General features: G+C 64.5%; 16 protein-coding genes and 1 pseudogene. 12 read left to right on the top strand and 5 right to left on the bottom strand.

From position 1 onward, the window contains the following. Nucleotides 1–207: 207 nt before the first annotated feature. Entirely contained in the window at nt 208–924 is a 717-nt protein-coding gene (gene rph / locus FJ930_RS21310) for a ribonuclease PH (RefSeq protein ID WP_140610620.1), read from the bottom strand. A 157-nt stretch (nt 925–1,081) separates the two neighbouring features. Between rph and hrcA the strand changes: the two genes are divergently transcribed. From hrcA to FJ930_RS21275, 6 genes and pseudogenes are all read left to right on the top strand, one after another. Next, nucleotides 1,082–2,164 (top strand): heat-inducible transcriptional repressor HrcA, encoded by a 1,083-nt coding sequence (gene hrcA / locus FJ930_RS21305; RefSeq protein ID WP_141839985.1) that lies wholly within the window; start codon nt 1,082–1,084, stop codon nt 2,162–2,164. 81 nt (nt 2,165–2,245) lie between these two features. Next, nucleotides 2,246–2,443 carry a hypothetical protein gene (locus tag FJ930_RS21300; protein WP_140610618.1) on the top strand — a complete coding sequence of 66 codons (198 nt, stop codon included), beginning with the start codon at nt 2,246–2,248 and terminating at the stop codon, nt 2,441–2,443. A 125-nt stretch (nt 2,444–2,568) separates the two neighbouring features. After that, complete coding sequence (locus FJ930_RS21295; RefSeq protein WP_246676983.1) at nt 2,569–3,918, top strand: sorbosone dehydrogenase family protein; 1,350 nt, start codon at nt 2,569–2,571, stop codon at nt 3,916–3,918. 278 nt (nt 3,919–4,196) lie between these two features. Beyond that, nucleotides 4,197–4,813: pseudogene (locus tag FJ930_RS21290) on the top strand (LysE family translocator). Nucleotides 4,814–4,991: 178 nt separating this feature from the next. Further along, nucleotides 4,992–5,972, top strand: coding sequence for a cysteine synthase A (cysK, locus tag FJ930_RS21285; protein ID WP_140740721.1), 981 nt, complete (start codon nt 4,992–4,994; stop codon nt 5,970–5,972). A 378-nt stretch (nt 5,973–6,350) separates the two neighbouring features. Further along, entirely contained in the window at nt 6,351–6,977 is a 627-nt protein-coding gene (locus FJ930_RS21275) for a glutathione S-transferase family protein (protein ID WP_141839983.1), read from the top strand. A gap of 21 nt (nt 6,978–6,998) precedes the next feature. Here FJ930_RS21275 and FJ930_RS21270 read toward each other — a convergent pair whose 3' ends face one another. Both FJ930_RS21270 and FJ930_RS21265 read right to left on the bottom strand, forming a co-directional pair. Beyond that, on the bottom strand, nt 6,999–8,246 hold the full coding sequence (locus FJ930_RS21270) for an RNA polymerase sigma factor (protein WP_141839982.1): 1,248 nt from the start codon (nt 8,244–8,246) through the stop codon (nt 6,999–7,001). Between the two features lie 7 nt (nt 8,247–8,253). Further along, nucleotides 8,254–8,622, bottom strand: coding sequence for a YciI family protein (locus FJ930_RS21265; protein ID WP_140740716.1), 369 nt, complete (start codon nt 8,620–8,622; stop codon nt 8,254–8,256). Nucleotides 8,623–8,879: 257 nt separating this feature from the next. On the opposite strand from FJ930_RS21265, the gene FJ930_RS21260 reads away from it, so the two are divergent. From FJ930_RS21260 to FJ930_RS21250, 3 genes are read left to right on the top strand one after another with little or no spacing between them, the layout of a single operon-like run. Continuing rightward, nucleotides 8,880–9,836: a TAXI family TRAP transporter solute-binding subunit gene (locus FJ930_RS21260; protein WP_246676976.1), complete on the top strand. Its 957-nt coding sequence runs from the start codon at nt 8,880–8,882 to the stop codon at nt 9,834–9,836. A gap of 60 nt (nt 9,837–9,896) precedes the next feature. After that, nucleotides 9,897–12,017, top strand: coding sequence for a TRAP transporter permease (locus FJ930_RS21255; RefSeq protein WP_141839980.1), 2,121 nt, complete (start codon nt 9,897–9,899; stop codon nt 12,015–12,017). Beyond that, the gene (locus tag FJ930_RS21250; RefSeq protein WP_141839979.1) at nt 12,014–12,394 is read left to right on the top strand and encodes a DUF1850 domain-containing protein; all 381 of its coding nucleotides are present in this window, start codon (nt 12,014–12,016) and stop codon (nt 12,392–12,394) included. Before FJ930_RS21255 ends, FJ930_RS21250 begins: the two co-directional genes overlap by 4 nt. 575 nt (nt 12,395–12,969) lie before the next feature. Here the strand turns inward: FJ930_RS21250 and FJ930_RS21240 are convergent. Further along, nucleotides 12,970–13,110 (bottom strand): hypothetical protein, encoded by a 141-nt coding sequence (locus FJ930_RS21240; protein WP_013892047.1) that lies wholly within the window; start codon nt 13,108–13,110, stop codon nt 12,970–12,972. 398 nt (nt 13,111–13,508) lie between these two features. Here FJ930_RS21240 and FJ930_RS21235 point away from each other — a divergent pair, with 398 nt between their 5' ends. From FJ930_RS21235 to ligD, 3 genes are all read left to right on the top strand, one after another. Next, nucleotides 13,509–14,015: a ferritin-like domain-containing protein gene (locus FJ930_RS21235; RefSeq protein ID WP_141839978.1), complete on the top strand. Its 507-nt coding sequence runs from the start codon at nt 13,509–13,511 to the stop codon at nt 14,013–14,015. Nucleotides 14,016–14,142: 127 nt separating this feature from the next. Beyond that, a complete protein-coding gene (locus tag FJ930_RS21230) occupies nt 14,143–15,021 on the top strand; it encodes a Ku protein (protein ID WP_141839977.1) in 879 nt (292 codons plus the stop codon). 12 nt (nt 15,022–15,033) lie between these two features. Next, nucleotides 15,034–17,544, top strand: a complete 2,511-nt coding sequence (gene ligD / locus FJ930_RS21225) for a DNA ligase D (RefSeq protein WP_141839976.1) — start codon at nt 15,034–15,036, stop codon at nt 17,542–17,544. Between the two features lie 5 nt (nt 17,545–17,549). Here the strand turns inward: ligD and FJ930_RS21220 are convergent, their stop codons facing one another. Then, nucleotides 17,550–18,224: a winged helix-turn-helix domain-containing protein gene (locus tag FJ930_RS21220; protein ID WP_141839975.1), complete on the bottom strand. Its 675-nt coding sequence runs from the start codon at nt 18,222–18,224 to the stop codon at nt 17,550–17,552.

Here is an 18,224-nt window from a genome sequence, read left to right as displayed (position 1 = left end):
CCAAGCAATTGGCTTCCCGTCCGCTGCGCGGACCACTCCTCACCCCCCTCAAGGGAGGAGATCAGCGGTATTGACTGCTTCCGCCAATTTTCAACGTTGACGGGTAGGCACGGCCAGCGAAACTGCCAATCTCCCCCCTTGCGGGGGAGATGTCCGGCAGGACAGAGGGGGGTGGGAAGGATCGCCAACCTTAATCGTCCAAAAATCTTACGCCACCGCCATCTGCTGCAAACTCACCAGCCGCGAAATACCTTTCTTGGCCAAGCCCATCAGGGCGGCGAACTGGTCCTCGGAGAAAGGCTCGCCCTCGGCGGTGCCCTGGATCTCGACGATGCCGCCCTTGCCGGTCATGACGAAATTGGCGTCGGTGCCGGCCGAGGAATCCTCGAGATAGTCGAGATCTATGACCGGCTGGCCGTCATGGATGCCGCAGGAAATCGCCGCGACATGGTCCTTCAGCACCTTCGAGACACTGGCCATCTGCCGGGCTTCCATCCAGCGCAGGCAGTCGTACAGCGCCACCCAGCCGCCGGTGATCGAGGCGGTGCGGGTGCCGCCATCGGCCTGGATGACGTCGCAGTCGACGGTGATCTGCTGTTCGCCCAGCGCCTGCAAATCGACCACGGCGCGCAATGAACGGCCGATCAGGCGCTGGATCTCCAGCGTGCGGCCGCCTTGCTTGCCGGCGGAGGCTTCGCGGCGCATGCGCTCGCCGGTGGAGCGCGGCAGCATGCCGTATTCGGCCGTCACCCAGCCCTTGCCCGAATTGCGCATCCAGCCGGGAACCTTCTCCTCGAGGCTTGCCGTGCACAGCACATGGGTGTCGCCGAACTTCACCAGGCACGAGCCTTCGGCGTGCTTGGAGACGCCGCGCTCGAAGGAGATGGCGCGCATTTCGTCGAATTGGCGTTTGGAGGGGCGCATTCGGCCTGCCTTCTGTCAGTTTTTTGAAATCGTGGCCGGCTTTTAGACGCATGGGGGGCAGCACGCAAAGGAAAACGGACCGGGTGATCCGACACAGACACCGGGTTGCGCGCGCCGCGCCGAAGTCTATATCCTCGACAAGGAGGTTTTTGGCCGAATGACCAAGGCAATCGATCCCGGTTCGCAAACGCTTGCGCTTCAATCACTCGACATGCGCTCACGCGACATCTTCCGGCGCATCGTCGATTCCTATCTCAGGGACGGCGAGCCCGTGGGCTCGCGCAGCCTGTCGCGCATCCTGCCCTCCTCGCTGTCGCCGGCCACCATCCGCAATGTGATGAGCGACCTCGAACATCTCGGGCTGATCTACGCGCCGCACATCTCGGCCGGCCGCTTGCCGACGCAAGCCGGCCTGCGCTTCTTCGTCGACGCCTTCATGGAGCTTGGCGACCTCTCCGACGAGGAGCGCCGCACCATCGAGGCACAGGTGCGGGCATCGGGCTCGGGCGCGACGCTGGAGCAGATGCTGACCGAGGCCAGCCAGATGCTGTCGGGCATGTCGCGCGGCGCCGGCCTGGTGCTGGCCGCCAAGAACGAGGTGGCGCTGAAGCACATCGAGTTCATCCAGCTGGAGCCGACCAAGGCGCTTGCCGTGCTGGTTTCGCAGAATGGCGACGTCGAGAACCGTGTCGTCGAGCTGCCGGCAGGCATCACCGTCTCGCAACTGCACGAAGCCTCGAATTTCCTCAACGCGCATATTCGCGGGCGCACGCTGGCCGAGGCGCGCACCGAGATCGCACGCATCAAGGAAGAGACCAAGGCAGCTCTCGACACGCTGTCGCAGGACCTCGTCGAGAAGGGCCTGGCGGTATGGGCGGGCGCGGAAAGCGGTCTGCCGGCGCGGCTTATCGTGCGCGGCCGCGCCAATCTGCTCGAAAACGTCACCGCGCAGGCCGACATCGAACTGCTGCGGCATCTTTTCGAGGATATGGAGACGCAGGACGGGTTGATCCAGCTGCTCGACCTTGCCGAGCAGGGATCGGGCGTACGCATCTTCATCGGCTCGGAGAACAAGCTGTTTTCGCTGTCGGGCTCATCGCTGGTGGTCGCGCCCTACCGGGACAAGGATGCCCGCGTGGTCGGCGCGCTCGGCGTCATCGGCCCGACCCGGCTGAATTATGCCCGCATCGTGCCGATGGTCGACTATACCGCGCAGTTAATTTCCCGCATGCTGCGGTAAGGTATTTCGGCCCGACCTGACCGGGATGTCGACGCACTTTCGAGTGCGATACCGAACGAACAGGCCGCAAGGAGAAAAACAATGGCGCTCGAATCGTTCAAGGCCCAGATCAGCCTGCTGCTGGAGGAGATGGTCAACCAGCCGGAAGACGCGCATGAAGTGCAGGAGCAGCTGCGCGAAAAACTGCGCGAGATGCGCGCCATGGGCCTGCCGCTGCCGGCCGATCTCGTCGAACTGGAAAGGCGCCTCGACAGCGACCTCGACGCCACGGAGGCCTGACCGCCGCTCGCGCCGCTTCAACTCGGCGTGTGGCGTGGAACAATCGCGATGGTCAGCCGTTGCCGCTGGCCGTGGCAACCGATTGCCGACACGTTGCGGAGGATCCCATGATCCGATTTGCTTCAATGGCCGCCATCCCGGTTGGCCTTGTGATTGCCAGTTCGGTCCTGGCCGCCGACCAACCCGTCCTAAGAGGCGCCGCCGCCTTCGGCGACTGGCGCGCCGACGAACCCGGGGTGCGCCGGCTGATCAGGCCGGAAGACCTGCCGAAACCCTATGCCACCAAATCGGCCTCGAACAGCGCCGGCCTTGCCGACATGCCGGCCGATACAAAGCCACGGCTGCCGCCCGGATTCTCGGCCGAGCTGATTGCGTCCGGCATCGACAATCCGCGCGTCGTGCGCATCGCGCCGAATGGCGACCTGTTCGTCGCCGACAGCGAAGCCAACCAGCTTCGTGTCTACCGCCTGACCGAGGGCAGCGCGAAAGCCGCCGAGAAAAGCATCTTTGCCGGCAATCTCAACCAGCCCTATGGGATTGCTTTCTATCCGCCGGGCGACGACCCGCAATGGGTCTATGTAGCCAACAGCGACAGCATCGTGCGCTTTGCCTACCGCAAGGGCGCGCTGAAGGCCTCCGGCAAGCCGCAGATCATTGTCGACAACATTCCCTCGAACCACCACTGGACGCGCGACATCGCCTTTTCGCCCGACGGCAAGACACTTTATCTCTCGGTCGGCTCCGGCTCGAACGTCGCAGAGGATATGAGCAGGAAGCCGGATGGCGGCCTCGAAGCGTGGGTGAGGTCGAAGCCGCTCGGCGCCACCTGGGGCGCCGAGGAAGGCCGCGCCGACGTGCGGGCCTTCGACCCGGACGGCAAGAATGGCCGCATCGTCGCCACCGGCCTGCGCAACTGTTCCGGCATGACGGTGCAGCCGGCGACCGGCGCGCTGTGGTGCGTCGTCAATGAGCGCGACGCGCTCGGCGACAATGTGCCGTTCGAATATGCAACCGCTGTCAGGGAGGGTGCCTTCTATGGCTGGCCTTGGTATTATATCGGCAACAACGAAGATCCGCGCCACAAGGGCGCGCGCCCCGATATTGCCGGCAAGACCGATATTCCCGACGTGCTGATGCAGGCGCATTCGGCGCCGCTCAACATCGCCTTCTACGACGGCAAGGATTTGCCTGCCGACACGGCGTTTCCCAAGGAATACAGGGGCGACGCCTTCGTGGCCCTGCATGGTTCATGGAACCGCGGCAACAGGACCGGCTACAAGGTCGTCCGGCTCAAGTTCAAGGACGGCAAGCCGACCGGCGAGTACGAGGATTTCATGACCGGCTTCGTCATCTCCAACGGTGAGGTCTGGGGCCGGCCGGTGGGCGTGGCGGTGGCGAGCGACGGCGCGCTGATCGTGACCGAGGACGGCAACGGCACGATCTGGCGCGTGACCTACGGGGGCGACCGTTCCTGAGGAGTCTTGCTTGAGCAGAGCAGTCCCCCTCACCCGGATTGCCAGCCGAATTGCGAAGAGCAATTCGGGACAATCCGACCTCTCCCCGTGGGGAGAGGAGGTCACCAACCTTGAGGCCCGGCTCTTCTCCCCTCGGGGAGAAGGTGGCCGCGAAGCGGCCGGATGAGGGGGCTTCATAAGGCGAAGACCGCGATGTCTGGTGCAATGGATTCCAGCTCCAGGAAATTCAACTGCGGTCCATACCATGCGACAAGACATGCTGATTTGAGACACATGTCATGACCCTCACCGGCTTCCTCGCCTATAGCGCCGCTCTCGGCATCGCCGCCGCCATTCCCGGCCCCGGCATCACGGCGCTTGTCGCGCGTGCGCTGGGCTCCGGCTTTCGCTCGTCGCTCGCCATGTCGTTTGGCCTGATGGTTGGCGATCTCACCTATCTGACCGCCGTGGTGCTGGGCCTCGCCTTCGTCGCGCAGACTTTCGGCATGGTGTTCCTGGCGATCAAATGGGCCGGCATCGCCTATCTGGCTTTCCTCGGCTGGCGCTTCTGGACCGCCGGCATCACACCCGAAACCGTCGAAGCGAAAAACGGCAAGGCCGGATTGCTGTCGAGCTTCGCCGCCGGCCTTACCGTGACGCTCGGTATCCGAAGACGATGATCTTCTACCTCGCCATCACGCCGACCATCGTCGACCTGAAGACGATCACGCTTGCCGATTATGGTATCCTCGCGGCGCTGACGGTCGTCGTCCTGTTCGCCGTGCTGGTGCCTTACCTGGCGCTCGCCGCCAAGGCGCGCTGGTTCCTGAAATCGCCACGCGCGCTGAAGACCCTGAACCGCACGGCGGCGGGGTTCATGATTGGCGCCGCGGCAGCGATCGCCGCCCGTCAATAGGGCGCTTTCAGCGAATCCATTCCAGAAACAGGCGTCGCCCCGAAACGCTTTTCCAAGGCGGAAGCGTTTTAGACACAAGCCCTACTCGGATATTTTCGGCCGACAGTCTATCTTGCGCGGCCGAAGGCCCTATCTTGCCGGCTGGTGCCAATTGCCTGAAATCCTGGGAGCGAAACCAATGAACAAGCCCGTCACCTCCGCCCGCGTCCCCGGCCGCGGCCGCATCTACAATTCCGTCACCGACACGATCGGCGACACGCCCCTGGTACGGCTCGACAAGTTCGCCAAGGAGAAGGGCATCGTTGCCAATCTCGTCGCCAAGCTCGAATTCTTCAATCCGATCGCCTCGGTCAAGGACCGCATCGGCGTGGCGATGATCGAGGCGCTGGAAGCGGCGGGCAAGATCTCGCCCGGCAAGACGACGCTGATCGAACCGACCTCGGGCAACACCGGTATCGCGCTCGCCTTCGCCGCCGCCGCCAAAGGTTACAAACTGATCCTGACCATGCCCGAGACGATGTCGGTCGAGCGCCGCAAGATGCTGGCGTTGCTTGGCGCGGAGCTGGTGCTGACCGAAGGGCCAAAAGGCATGAAGGGCGCCATCGCCAAGGCCGACGAGCTGGCCGCGACCATCCCCAATGCCGTCATCCCGCAGCAGTTCGAAAACCCCGCCAATCCGGAAATCCACCGCAAGACGACAGCGGAGGAAATCTGGAACGACACGCAGGGCGAGATCGACATCTTCGTTGCCGGCATCGGCACTGGCGGCACCATCACCGGCGTCGGCCAGGTCTTGAAGAAGCGCAAGCCCTCGCTGCATGTCGTCGCCGTCGAGCCGGAAGCCTCGCCGGTGCTGTCTGGCGGCCAGCCAGGCCCGCACAAGATCCAGGGTATCGGCGCCGGCTTCGCGCCAAAGATCCTCGACACCACCATCTATGACGAGATCGTCAAGGTTTCCAATGAGGATTCCGTCGCCAATGCGCGTCTCGTCGCCCGCCTCGAGGGCGTGCCGGTCGGCATTTCGTCGGGCGCGGCCCTGCAGGCGGCAATCGTCATCGGCTCGCGGCCGGAGAACAAGGGCAAGACCCTCGTCGTGGTCATCCCCGACTTCGCCGAGCGCTATTTGTCGACGATCCTGTTTGAGGGGCTGGGGGCTTAGGGTCGACCCCTCTTTCATCATCCCAAGCGTTGCGGAGCGCGGATTGTAGGAGCCATGTAGTGGCGTAGACCTTGGTCGGTCGAGTTCCGTCCCACCCCCTCTGCCCTGCTGGGCATCTCCCCCGCAAGGGGGGAGATCGGCAGCTTCGATCCTGCCGCGTTTTCGTCAGCGCTGAAAATTGGCGAAAGGCAGTCGTACATCTGATCTCCCCCCTTGCGGGGGAGATGGCCGGCAGGCCAGAGGGGGGTGCTGTCCCGCAAACACCTGGTGAGCCTGGCCCGCTGAAAAAACCGGCCGTGGCATTCCTTGCCGCCTTGAGCGGAACACCGCTTCCGGTGCAAATCTCTGGCGGCCTGTTTCCGGCCGGGGGAGGATTTCATGTACAAGCTCTATACGCGTCCCGGCAGCGGCGGCTTTGTCATCGAGGCGGCGCTGGCGCTGGCGAACGCACCCTTCGAGCAGATCGACGTGCCGAAGACCGACCGGCCCGATCCGGCTTTCCTGGAGATCAGCCCGCTGAACCAGGTACCGGTGCTGACCTTGCCGGACGGCCGCTCGATCACCGAATCGGCGGCGATCTGCATCCTGCTTGCAGAGCGCCACCCCGAGGCTGGCCTGGCACCGGTGATCGACGCGCCCGCGCGCGCCGAGTTCCTGCGCTGGATGGCCTTCATGTCGTCGGTGATCTACCCGGCGATGTTGCGCTTCTATTACGCGCCGCGCTACACGGCCGATGCCGACGGCGCCAAAGCCGTCAAGCAGGCCGCCGTCGCCGAGATGGATCGCGGCTTTGCCGTCATCGACGTCGCCTTGCGCGGCCGTGACTGGCTGGCCGGCGAGGCGATGTCGGTGGCCGACATCCATCTGGTGATGCTGGTGGCCTGGCATCCCGACATAGGCAAGGCACGCGTGGCCTGGCCGAACATCGAACGCCTGTGGGGCGAATTGCGCGGACATGCGCTGATGCGGAAACTCAACGCCTCGCACCAGATGTGGCCGGCCTGAGCAGGCCAGCGGCATCGCCCTTCAGTTTTTGGGAAGTGCTGCCCTTTTTGCCTGCAGGAAGCGGCGCAGCGCCGGATCACGTTCGAGGCCGATGGCCCGGTCATAGGCTTCGGCCGCATGCACCACATTGCCGAGCCTGGCCAGCAGACCTGCGCGGGCGGCCCAGTAGGGTTGATAGTCGGCGAGGCGCTTGTCATCACCCAGCACGTAGAGCGCGGCCAGCCCTGCCGTCGCCCCGTCTGTCTCGGCGATCGCCACCGCGCGGTTGATCGCCACGACAGGCGAACCTGATATCATCGACAGCGCATCGTAGAGCTGCCTGATCGCGGCCCAGTCGATGCGGCCGCTCAGCCGTCGCGTCGTATGGGCCGACTGCACCGCTGCCTCGAGCTGATAGCGGCCGATGACGCCCTTGGTCGCGGCATGGCCAAGCAGGGCCTCGGCCTCGTCGATCAAGACATCGTCCCACAGCGCGCAATCCTGCGCGGTCAGCGGCACATAATCGCCGGCGGCACCGCGTCGGGCGGGCCGGCGCGCCTCGGCAAACAGCATCAATGCAAGCAGGCCAAGCGCCTCCGGCTCGTCAGGCAGAAGCGAGGCCACCAGCCGGCCAAGCCAGATGCCTTCGCTCGCCAAATTGCGGCGCCGCGTCTCGGTGCCGGCCGGATCGGACCAGCCTTCGGCGAAAGCCGCGTAGATCGCTTCCAGCACGGCGTCCAGCCGTTCGCCAAGCTCGGTCCGCTCCGGCACGCGGAGCGGAATGCCGGTTTCGCGGATACGGGCCTTGGCGCGTACCAGGCGTTGGCTCATCGTTGCCGGTGAGACGAGAAACGCCGAAGCGATCGTCGCGGCATCGAAGCCGAGGATGGTCTGCAGGATCAGCGGTGCGCGCACGCCCGATTCGATCGCCGGATGCGCGCAAGCAAACATCAGGCGCAGCCGCTCGTCGGGCAGGTCTTCGTCGGTCATGCGCGCCTCCATCTCTTCGGCAATCAGCTTGAGATGCTCGCGGCCAGCCTCCCGGGTGAGCCGCCGGCGCACCGCATCGACGCGGCGCCGCCGCGCCACGGCAAGCAGCCAGGCTTCCGGCTGCGCGGGCACACCGGTTCGCGGCCAGCGTTCGAGCGCGGCCGCGAACGCATCAGCCAGCACGTCCTCGGCGCCGGCGACGTCCCGCGTGCGCGCCGCGAGCCAGGCGACCAGCTTGCCGTAGCTCTGCCGGGCGGCTGCTTCGGCCGCCGCCCATGCCTTCTCAGAACGATCGTCCATCACACTCTCATTGCTCGGTGATGTACTCGGTCATTTCCCAGATGGGCCGTACCTCGACCGTGCCGGTGCTGGCGGCGGGACAGCGCGCCGCCCATTCGATGGCCGTATCGATGTCGGCCGCCTCGATCATATAGAACCCGGCAAGCTGCTCCTTGGTGTCGGCATAGGGGCCGTCGAGCACGTTGGTCTTGGCGCCGGCCATCCGCACCGCAGTGGCCGCCTGGGTCGGGCGCAGCCGTTCGCCAGCCAGCCACGCGCCGGATTTCTTCAAAGCTTCGGTATAGGCACCGTAGGCCGCGAGGGCCTGCTGGGTCTGTTCTTTCGGCGTATTCGCCATCGCGGCTTCGTCATTGTAGATCAAAAGCATGTATCGCATGGGTCTTCTCCCGTGGTTTCGAAGGCCGCTCCGTTGCGGGCCGAACGTATGTCGCGCGGCGGCGACCGATTTCGACAGGCTGCGGAAAACTTTCGGCCGCGGTCGCGCCTTGCGCAAGCCGGCAGACGTTCCGGATCCACTCAACCGTTCGTCTAGTGGCACATTTGCGGGTTGGCATTTGCGGCCCGCCGTCTAAACTCGGGCCGGTCCGCGTCGAGGAGGTGATGCGGTTGTCGCTATTCCAGGGAGGAAAACACGTGCTCTTTTTCAGAACGAAGTTCATCGCGGCTGGCATGGTGGCCCTTTCGCTGGGCGTGGGTATCTGCGGTGCCAGGGCCGACGAGTTCATCAATGTGCTGACCGGCGGCACGTCCGGAGTCTACTACCCGCTCGGCGTCGCGCTTTCGGAAATCTACGGCAAGACCATTCCGGGCGTGCGTACCCAGGTCCAGGCGACAAAGGCTTCGGTGGAGAACCTGAACCTTCTGGAGCAGGGCAAGGGCGAGATCGCCTTCGCGCTCGGCGATTCGGTGAAAGCCGCCGCCGAAGGCGACGCCGATGCCGGTTTCCCGCAAAAGCTCGAAAAGCTGCGCGCGATCGCGGCCATATACCCGAACTACGTCCAGATCGTCGCCAGCCAGGAGTCCGGGATCAAGTCCTTCGCCGACTTGAAGGGCAAGAGCCTGTCGGTTGGCGCACCGAAATCCGGGACCGAACTCAACGCGCGCGCCATCTTCGGGGCGCTGGGCATGAGCTACAGCGATCTGTCGAGGACCGAATACCTGCCGTTCGGCGAATCGGTCGAACTGATCAAGAACCGCCAGCTCGACGCCACGCTGCAGTCGGCGGGGCTCGGCGTCGCGTCGATCAAGGACCTTGCTTCATCGCTGCCGATCACCGTGGTGGCGGTTCCGGCCGAGGTCGCCCAGAAGCTGGGCGCGCCGTTCCAGGCGGCGACCATTCCCGCCGGCACCTACCAGGGCCAGAAGCAGGACATCCCGACGCTGGCCGTCACGAACATCCTGGTGACCCGCTCCGACCTGTCGGATGAGGAAGCCTATCAGATGACCAAACAGTTGTTCGAGCACCTCGACCAGATGGTTGCCGCGCACAATGCCGCCAAGTCGATCAAGCTCGAGGACGCGATCAAGGGGCTGCCCATCCCGCTGCATCCGGGCGCCGCGCGCTACTACAAGGAAAAGGGCATGATGTGACAAGGGGCTATGGCCGGGAACCGGGCGGCCGGCTCCCGGCCGATTGAAGGCGCAAGTCCCATGGCTCAGACGGCGGCCGGCACCGAGACAAGAACAGAGGCCACGGCGGAAGATTTCCACGACCCGACCGGTGGCGGTTTCGCGCCGTCGCGGGAAGGCAGGCTGCTGTTCTGGATCGCGGTCATCTTCTCGCTGTTCCAGATTGCCACGGCCGCCCACATCCTCAGCATCCCGAGTCAGGTGCTGCGCGCCTCCCATGTCGGCTTCCTGATGCTGCTGGCTTTCCCGCTCGTCGCGTCCGCGCGCAAGCTGGGCGCCGCCGGACGGACGCTCGCCTGGGCGCTGGCCCTGGCCGGTGTCGCTGTCGCCGCCTACCAGTATCTCGAATACCAGGCGCTGATCCTGCGCGCCGGCGACCTGAACACGGCCGACCTGATCTTCGGCGTCATCGCGCTGGTCACCGTCTTCGCTGCTGCCTACGCGATGATGGGGCCGGCCTTGCCGGTCATCTCCGGGTGTTTTCTTCTCTATGGGCTGTTCGGCCAGCATCTGCCGTCGCCGCTGAACCATCGCGGCTACGACTTTTCGCAAGTCGTCGACCAGATGGCCTATGGCACGGAAGGCATCTATGGCATCCCGATCTATGTTTCGGCCACCTACATCTTCCTGTTCATCCTGTTCGGCTCGTTCCTGGAACGCGCCGGCATGATCAAGCTTTTCACGGACGTTTCGCTGGGTTTCGTCGGCCATGCACGCGGCGGCGCGGCCAAGGTGGCGGTGATCGCATCGGGGCTCATGGGCACGATCTCAGGATCCGGCGTCGCCAATGTGGTCACCACGGGCCAGTTCACCATTCCGCTGATGAAGCGCTTCGGCTACCGCGCCGCCTTTGCGGGCGGCGTCGAGGCCACGGCCTCGATGGGCGGACAGATCATGCCACCGGTGATGGGCGCGGTCGCCTTCATCATGGCCGAGACGCTCGGCGTCGAATACTCCGAAATCGTCAAGGCGGCGATCATTCCCGCCTTGCTCTATTTCGCTTCGGCATTCTGGATGGTGCATCTCGAAGCCGGGAAACACAATCTGCTTGGCCTGTCCCGGGCCGAATTGCCTTCGCCGCTCGCGGCCTTCCGCCGGGGCTGGTACCTGATCCTGCCACTGGCCGTCCTCATCTATCTGCTGTTCTCGGGCTACACGCCGCTCTATGCCGGCACGATCGGACTCGCCATGACGGTGCTGCTGATCCTCGGCGGCTCGGTGGCGCTCGGGCTACCCTCGCCTATCCTGCGCGCCGCCTTCTGGATCGGTCTGGGTCTGGTCGCCGCCAGCTTCTTCAAGATGGGCATCAACGCCATTCTCATCGCCGCCGCCGTGCTGATCGTGGCAAACCTCTTCGTCTCGGGCGGGCGCGACACGCTGATCGCCTGCCGGGATTCGCTGGCCGAAGGCGCCCGCACGGCGCTGCCGGTCGGCATTGCCTGCGCCGTGGTCGGCGTCATTGTCGGCACCATGACGCTGACCGGCGTCGCGACGACCTTCGGTGCCTTCATCGTCTCCATCGGCCAGTCCAGCCTGTTCCTGTCGCTTGTCCTGACGATGGTTACTTGCGTCGTGCTGGGTATGGGCATTCCGACCATTCCAAACTACATCATCACGGCCTCGATCGCAGGGCCGGCGCTGCTCCAGCTTGGCGTGCCGCTGCTGGTCGGCCACATGTTCGTGTTCTATTTCGGCATCCTGGCGGATCTGACGCCGCCGGTGGCGCTTGCCTGTTTCGCCGCCGCGCCGATCGCCCGGGAAAGCGGATTGAAAATCGCCTTCGAGGCAATAAAGGTCGCCGCCGCCGGTTTTGTCGTGCCGTTCATGGCCGTCTACACGCCGGCTCTCATGCTGCAGGACGGCGGCCCACTGTCGGCGGCGGTCGGGTATTGGCCCGCGGTCGCCTATATCGTCGTCAAGGCCGTGCTGGCGATCGGTCTCTGGGGGGCGGCCGTGATCGGCTTCCTGCGCACGCGGCTGACCGTATGGGAACGGTTCGCGGCCGCCGCCGCAGCCTTCCTGTTGGTGGCGGCGGTGCCGTTGACCGACGAGGCCGGCTTCGTCCTGTCGCTGCTGGTGGTGGGCGCGCACTGGTACCGCACCCGCACCGTGTCCGGCGCTCCCGGGCCGACGATTCCTTGAGCCTCTGCATCCTGGCCGCCGGCAAGACAGTGGCGCTGGCTGCCGCCGCCTTTACCCTGTCGTGGACGCATTCGGTCGAACGGACGCGCTGGGAGGAAGACTGGAGGGTGACGCCTTCCGGCCTGCAGGTCGTCGAGGCGCGCATCGAAGGCTCGGGCGCCGGCATGGAGCCACCCGAGGGCGCGGTGCTTCGCGGCGGCTGGTGGGTCTACGCGCCCAGGATCGGCACGCAGCGCCGCGTCGTGCTAGCCGCCTCCGGGGCGACTGGCGATGGGTGGACGCTGTGCACCCCTCAGGGCTGCCGGGAACTTGGCAAGACAGCGGGCGGGGCGATCGTGCTGGAGCCGTGCGAACCCGCCAGTCGCGGCGGCCCGTGATCGTCCCGACGAGCGGGTGTGAATCCGGCAGACCTTCCATCTCAAAACCCAGCCAGCCATGCCGTTAGCCGGCTATGTCGTTTCGTCCGCTGAACACTGGATGGTCTTCAGCCAATGACCGCGGCGCAGCTGTCGAGCCGCGTGAAGGCGGCGCCATCAACAAGAACGAGATTGGTTTCGTAGCTGTCGGTACGCGGCCCGTGTCTCCGGAACGCGCTTCGCCGAAGCGCGGTGGCGAAGCGGAATCGGTTCCTGACGGTCGAGCCTGACCACGAGGCGCACGAAACCCGAGCACAGCACGCAGACGCCATCGAAAACGATCAGCGGATGGCTTGCGTCGAAGGATTCAGGTGGATGGCCTGGCTTGGTACGGCTTGACTGGGGAGAATCGGTCACGGGTGCCTCGGCTGCTCGTGTCCTGCGACACCAAGCCAGCCGGAGGCGGCATCAAAGACGTGGCGATGTCGCACGCCGCCTGTCGGCGAAAATCGGACGCTCGGCGCGATAGGTCGTGGCGCGGGAGTCGGCACCCGGCCTGCAGATGCGGCTGTTGTGGCGGCTCTCGAACGTCATGGTCAGTGCGCGCCCAGCGACGTGCCGCGGCGGGCGCAAGCCGGACCGGGGCCGCGCATGTAATAGCGCTCGGGCCGATAGGTCGGCGCGACGAACTCGCGGATGGCGGCGGCATAGCCGATGAGGTGCGTGAGGAAGTTCATTTTACCTGTCCCTGTCCCGTTTTCGGATGTCCTTTCCGATTTGCGGGAATGATAGCATCGAGGCGTGAATAGTCGGTGAACGTGATGTTAATTTCTGGTCGAAAACCCGTTGCTTCGTGGCCGGAATGCGGCCGATTCGGGGTGTTTCGACGCCTTTTGTCGCCATTTTCGCCGGTGTGACTTTTGCATCACATATGTTTCGTTTGAATGTCGCCCGCGCGCGGTTTTGTTTCAACTTCCAGACGGCCGCCGGAATTTCATTTGCCTCCTGCCAATGGGACCGGAACCGGCCCATGCACCGGACGTTGACCCTTGGAGCCGGGATGCCGGCTTGACGGGCACTGCCAAGGGCAGGCCAACAATCCCGAAACCGCAAGAGCAATGGAAAGGCTGAAACCATGGGCTTCTTTTCGAAGGATATCAAAACGCTGGACGAGCTGTTCGTGCATACTCTGCGCGACATCTATTATGCCGAAAAACAAATCGAGAAGGCGTTGCCGAAAATGATCGACAAAGCCACCGACGCGCAGCTGAAGGCCGGCTTCGAAAAACATCTCGAGCAGACAAGGGGCCATGTCGAACGCGTCGAGGAGGTGTTCGAACTGCGTGGCGTCAAGGCAAAGACGGTCAACTGCCCGGCCATTGACGGCATCCTGGAGGAGGCCGACGAGGTAAGCGGCGATATCGACGACAAGGAGGTTCTCGACGCCGCATTGATCGCATCGGCGCAGGCGGTCGAGCACTACGAGATGACCCGCTACGGCACGCTGATCGCCTGGGCCAAGCAGCTTGGCCGCAGCGACTGCGCCGATCTGCTGGCCAGGAACCTCAAGGAAGAGCAGGCGACGGATCGCAAGCTGACCGAAATGGCGGAAAGCAAGATCAACCTGCAGGCCGCCGAGTAAGGGGCTGACGGCCAAGGCCGGAGGCAGTCGCGCCGGCCTTGGTCCGACCGGATTGGAACCGGTTGCGCCGTCGTCCGTTGCACCTCATCTTTCTTAACAGGAATCGTCTTTCTCAACAGGAATCGTCATGGCGCCGCGTCCGGCCTGGAGAGGCTACCTGAAGCTTTCGCTGGTCACCTGCGCCATCGAACTGACCAACGTCGTCACTCATGCCGAGAAAGTCTCGTTTCGCATTCTCAACCGCCAGACCGGCAACACGGTCAAGCGTATCTATGTCGACGCCGAAACCGGCAAGCCGCTTGGGGACGACGACGAGATCAAGGGTTACGAAGACGACAATGGCGACTTCATCCACATCGAGGAAGACGAGATCGAGGCCGTACAGATCGAGTCGTCGCATACGATGGGGCTCGACGGTTTCGTCGACAAATCCTCCATCGAGCAGATCTACCTGGATACTCCCTACTATGTCACACCGGCCGATAAAGTCTCGCAGGAAGCCTTCGCCGTCATCCGCGACGCCATGGCCGGCAAGAAGATGGCGGGGCTGGCCCGTATCGTGCTCTATCGGCGCGAACGTCCCGTGGTCATCGAGCCGCTCGGCAGGGGCATGTTGCTGACGACGTTGCGCTACGACAACACCGTGCGCCAGCCTGACACCGTCTTCGGCGACATCGAGGCGGTGAAGACGGATCAGGAAATGACCGATCTGGCCGAGCTCATCATCGACAAGAAGAAGGCGAAGTTCGATCCCTCGAAGTTCGAGGATAAATACGAGGACGCGCTGCTCGAGCTCATTCGTGCCAAGAAGGCGGGCCGCAAGGCGCCGAAGGCCAAGGCGCCGCCCAAGCCCTCCAATGTCGTGAACTTGTTCGATGCGCTGAAGAAGAGTCTTTCGTCCGAAGGTGGTTCCGGCACCGGCCGCGCAAAGGCCGCGGCGAAGGCAAAAGCGGCGACCAAGCGCGGCAAGCCGAAAGAAGCCGCGACCAAGCGCAAGTCGGCGTGAGGATGCGAACAGATGGCTAGCCTCGAACAGTATCATGCCAAACGCGATTTCAAGAAAACCGCGGAGCCGGCCGGCAAGGTGGTCCGCAAGAAGGGCGAGGCAGGCGGCATCTTCGTCATCCACAAGCATGCCGCGACAAGGCTGCACTACGACCTGCGCCTGGAACACGCAGGCGTGTTGTGGAGCTGGGCGGTGACGCGCGGGCCCAGCCTCGACCCGCATGAGAAACGGCTGGCCGTGCATGTCGAGGATCATCCGATCGATTACGCGCCGTTCGAAGGCACCATTCCGAAGGGCGAATATGGCGGCGGCTCGGTCATCGTCTGGGACGAAGGCACGTGGACGCCCGACGGCGACCCGGCCAAGGCGATGAAGAAGGGGCATATCGATTTCGAACTCAACGGCCACAAGCTGCACGGCCGCTGGCATCTGGTGAGGCTGAGACCGCGCCCCGGCGAGAAGCGCGACAATTGGTTGCTGATCAAGTCGGACGATGCGGCGGCGCGGCCGGGCGAGGATATTCTGAAGGACGAGCCCAGATCGGTGAAGTCCGGCCTGACGATCGAAGAAGTCGGCGAGGGTAAGACCGCCAGGGGTGAGAAGCCAAAGGTCTGGCATTCGAACAAGCCGGCCGCCGGCACGGCGAAGGCTTCTGGTCACAAACTCGAGTTCGTCGAGCCGCAGCTTGCCACGCTAGAGCGGGATGCACCGTCCGGCGAGGACTGGCTGCACGAGGTGAAGTTCGACGGCTATCGCATGCAGGCGCAGATCGCCGGCACCGACGTGCGGCTTCTGACCCGCACCGGCCTCGACTGGACGGAGAAATTCGGCGGCGAGATCGTTGCCGAGCTCGCCGGACTGAAATGCAACGACGCCATCATCGACGGCGAGGTCGTCGTGCTGGCCGACAGCGGCGTCTCCTCCTTCGCGTTGCTGCAGCAGGATTTGTCGGCGAAGCGGACACACCGCTTCATGTATTATGTGTTCGACCTGATGCGGCTCGACGGCAAGGATTTGCGCGGCGAGCCGCTGGTCGAGCGCAAGCAGGCCCTGCAGGAACTGCTCGGCAAGCAATCCGAGAATCCGGCGGTCCGTTTCTCCGACCATTTCGCCGAGCCCGGCAAGATCATGCTGGAGCATGCCTGCCGCATGGGGCTGGAAGGCGTCGTCTCCAAACGCGCCGATGCGCCCTACCGCAGCGGGCGCGGTCCGACCTGGGTGAAGTCGAAATGCACGGCACGGCAGGAATTCGTCATTGGCGGCTATTTGCCGTCGGACAAGACCGGGCGCGGGCTGCGCTCGCTGCTGGTCGGCTATTACGAGGGCGGCAAACTGCACTATGCCGGCCGCGTCGGCACCGGCTTCTCCACCAAGGGCGCCAACGAGTTGAAGAAGAAACTCGATGCGCTGAAAGCCACGGCTTCACCGTTCAATGCGGCCGTGCCGAAGGGCAAGGGCCTGGTCTGGGTCAAGCCGGAGCTTGTCGGTGAAGTGGAGTTTCGCAGCTGGACCTCGGACCGTATTATACGCCATGCTTCGTTCCAGGGATTGCGCGAGGACAAGCCGGCGGAGGAAGTCGTGCAGGAAAAGCCCAAGGCAGCACCGACAGCCAAGAGCGCGGTCGAAGCCAAGCCGGCTTCAAGCGCCGCCAAGGCTGCCGGAACCGCTAGAACCACCGTGAAGCTCTCCCATCCCGACAAGCTTTTATGGCCCGACGAAAAGATATCGAAGCAGGCCCTGCTCGATCACTATGCACTGGTATGGCCGCGCATGAAGCCGTTCGTGGTCGACCGCCCGCTCAGCCTGGTCAGGGCGCCGGATGGCGTCCACGGCCAGCGCTTCTTCCAGAAGCATGCGTCGGCCGGCATGCACGAGAAGATCGGGAAGACGAACGATCCCACCGATGGCGAGGAAATCCTGTTCATCCGCGATTTCGACGGCATTGCGGCCCTGGTCCAGCTCGGCGTGGTCGAAATCCACATCTGGGGCTGCACCATCGATGATCTGGCAAGGCCCGACCAGATCGTCTTCGATCTTGACCCGGACGAGGGCGTTGACGTCGAGGCGGTGCGCGCGGCCGCCCTCGACATACGGGGCAAGCTCGACGAGCTGTCGCTGCCCAATTTCGTCAAGACGTCGGGCGGCAAAGGCTTTCATGTCGTCGTGCCGCTGAAACCGTCGGCGGATTGGGCCGAGGTCAAGAGCTTCGCCCATGATTTCGCCCGCGCGCTGGAACAGGGAGCACCCGACCGCTACACCGCGACGTTGTCGAAGAAGGCGCGCACCGGCAAGATCTTCGTCGACTATCTGCGCAATGGCAGCGGCGCGACCACCGTCGCACCCTATTCCTCACGGGCCAAGAAGGGCGCCACCGTGTCGATGCCGGTGACCTGGGCCGAGATCGAGGCCGGGCTGGCGCCAAACGCGTTCCCGATCGGCGACAAGACGACGCTGAAGCAGCTGGCGAAAGCCGATCCGTGGGCGGATTTTTTCAAAAAGGGCAAGGTGTTGAAGCGGGGGTAGCCGGCTCAGGCTAGAAACACCCTCTCGAATGCCGCCTTGCCCGGCGGCGAGAAAATGACCGCCCGGCTGTCCTTCTCCCGCCGTGCCCATTTCTCGGCAAGGATCTTGTCGAGAATGGCGGCCCCGAGCGTGCCCGCGAGGTGCGAGCGCCGCACGCTCCAGTCGAGGCAGGCGCGGCAGACTGGCCGGCGCGGCCTGGCGTCGACATCGATGCCGATGGCCGCGAAATGCGATGCCGCCGACGGGCCAAGCCTGATCTCATTGTCGTCGCGCAGCAGGATGTCCTTCTCGACCAGACGGTCCAGCATCGCCACCGCCTGCTCGCCGGCGAGGTGGTCGTAACAGACGCGGGCGACGCGCATCGCGGCGTCACGCGGGCCTGGCCGAACGCGCTTGGGGCCAACGGCTTCCGCAACGCCGGTGATGGCCTCGATCATGCCCGCCACCTGCGGCCCGGCAAGGCCGTAATAGCGATGCCGGCCCTGACTGGCCAGGGTCAGCAGTCCGCCCTCCATCAATTTCGACAGATGCGAGCTGGCGGTCGGCAGGGAGACGCCGGCTTCCAGCGCAAGCTCGCTCGCCGTCAGTGCCGTGCCGCCCATCAGTGCGGAGAGCATGTTGGCGCGGGCCGGGTCGCCGACCAGGCTGGCGATACGGGCAATGTCGGGTCCTTCACGCAT

This window comes from Mesorhizobium sp. B2-4-15 (assembly GCF_006658505.1).
Taxonomy (GTDB): domain Bacteria; phylum Pseudomonadota; class Alphaproteobacteria; order Rhizobiales; family Rhizobiaceae; genus Mesorhizobium.
This window is presented reverse-complemented; position numbering and strand designations above follow the sequence as displayed.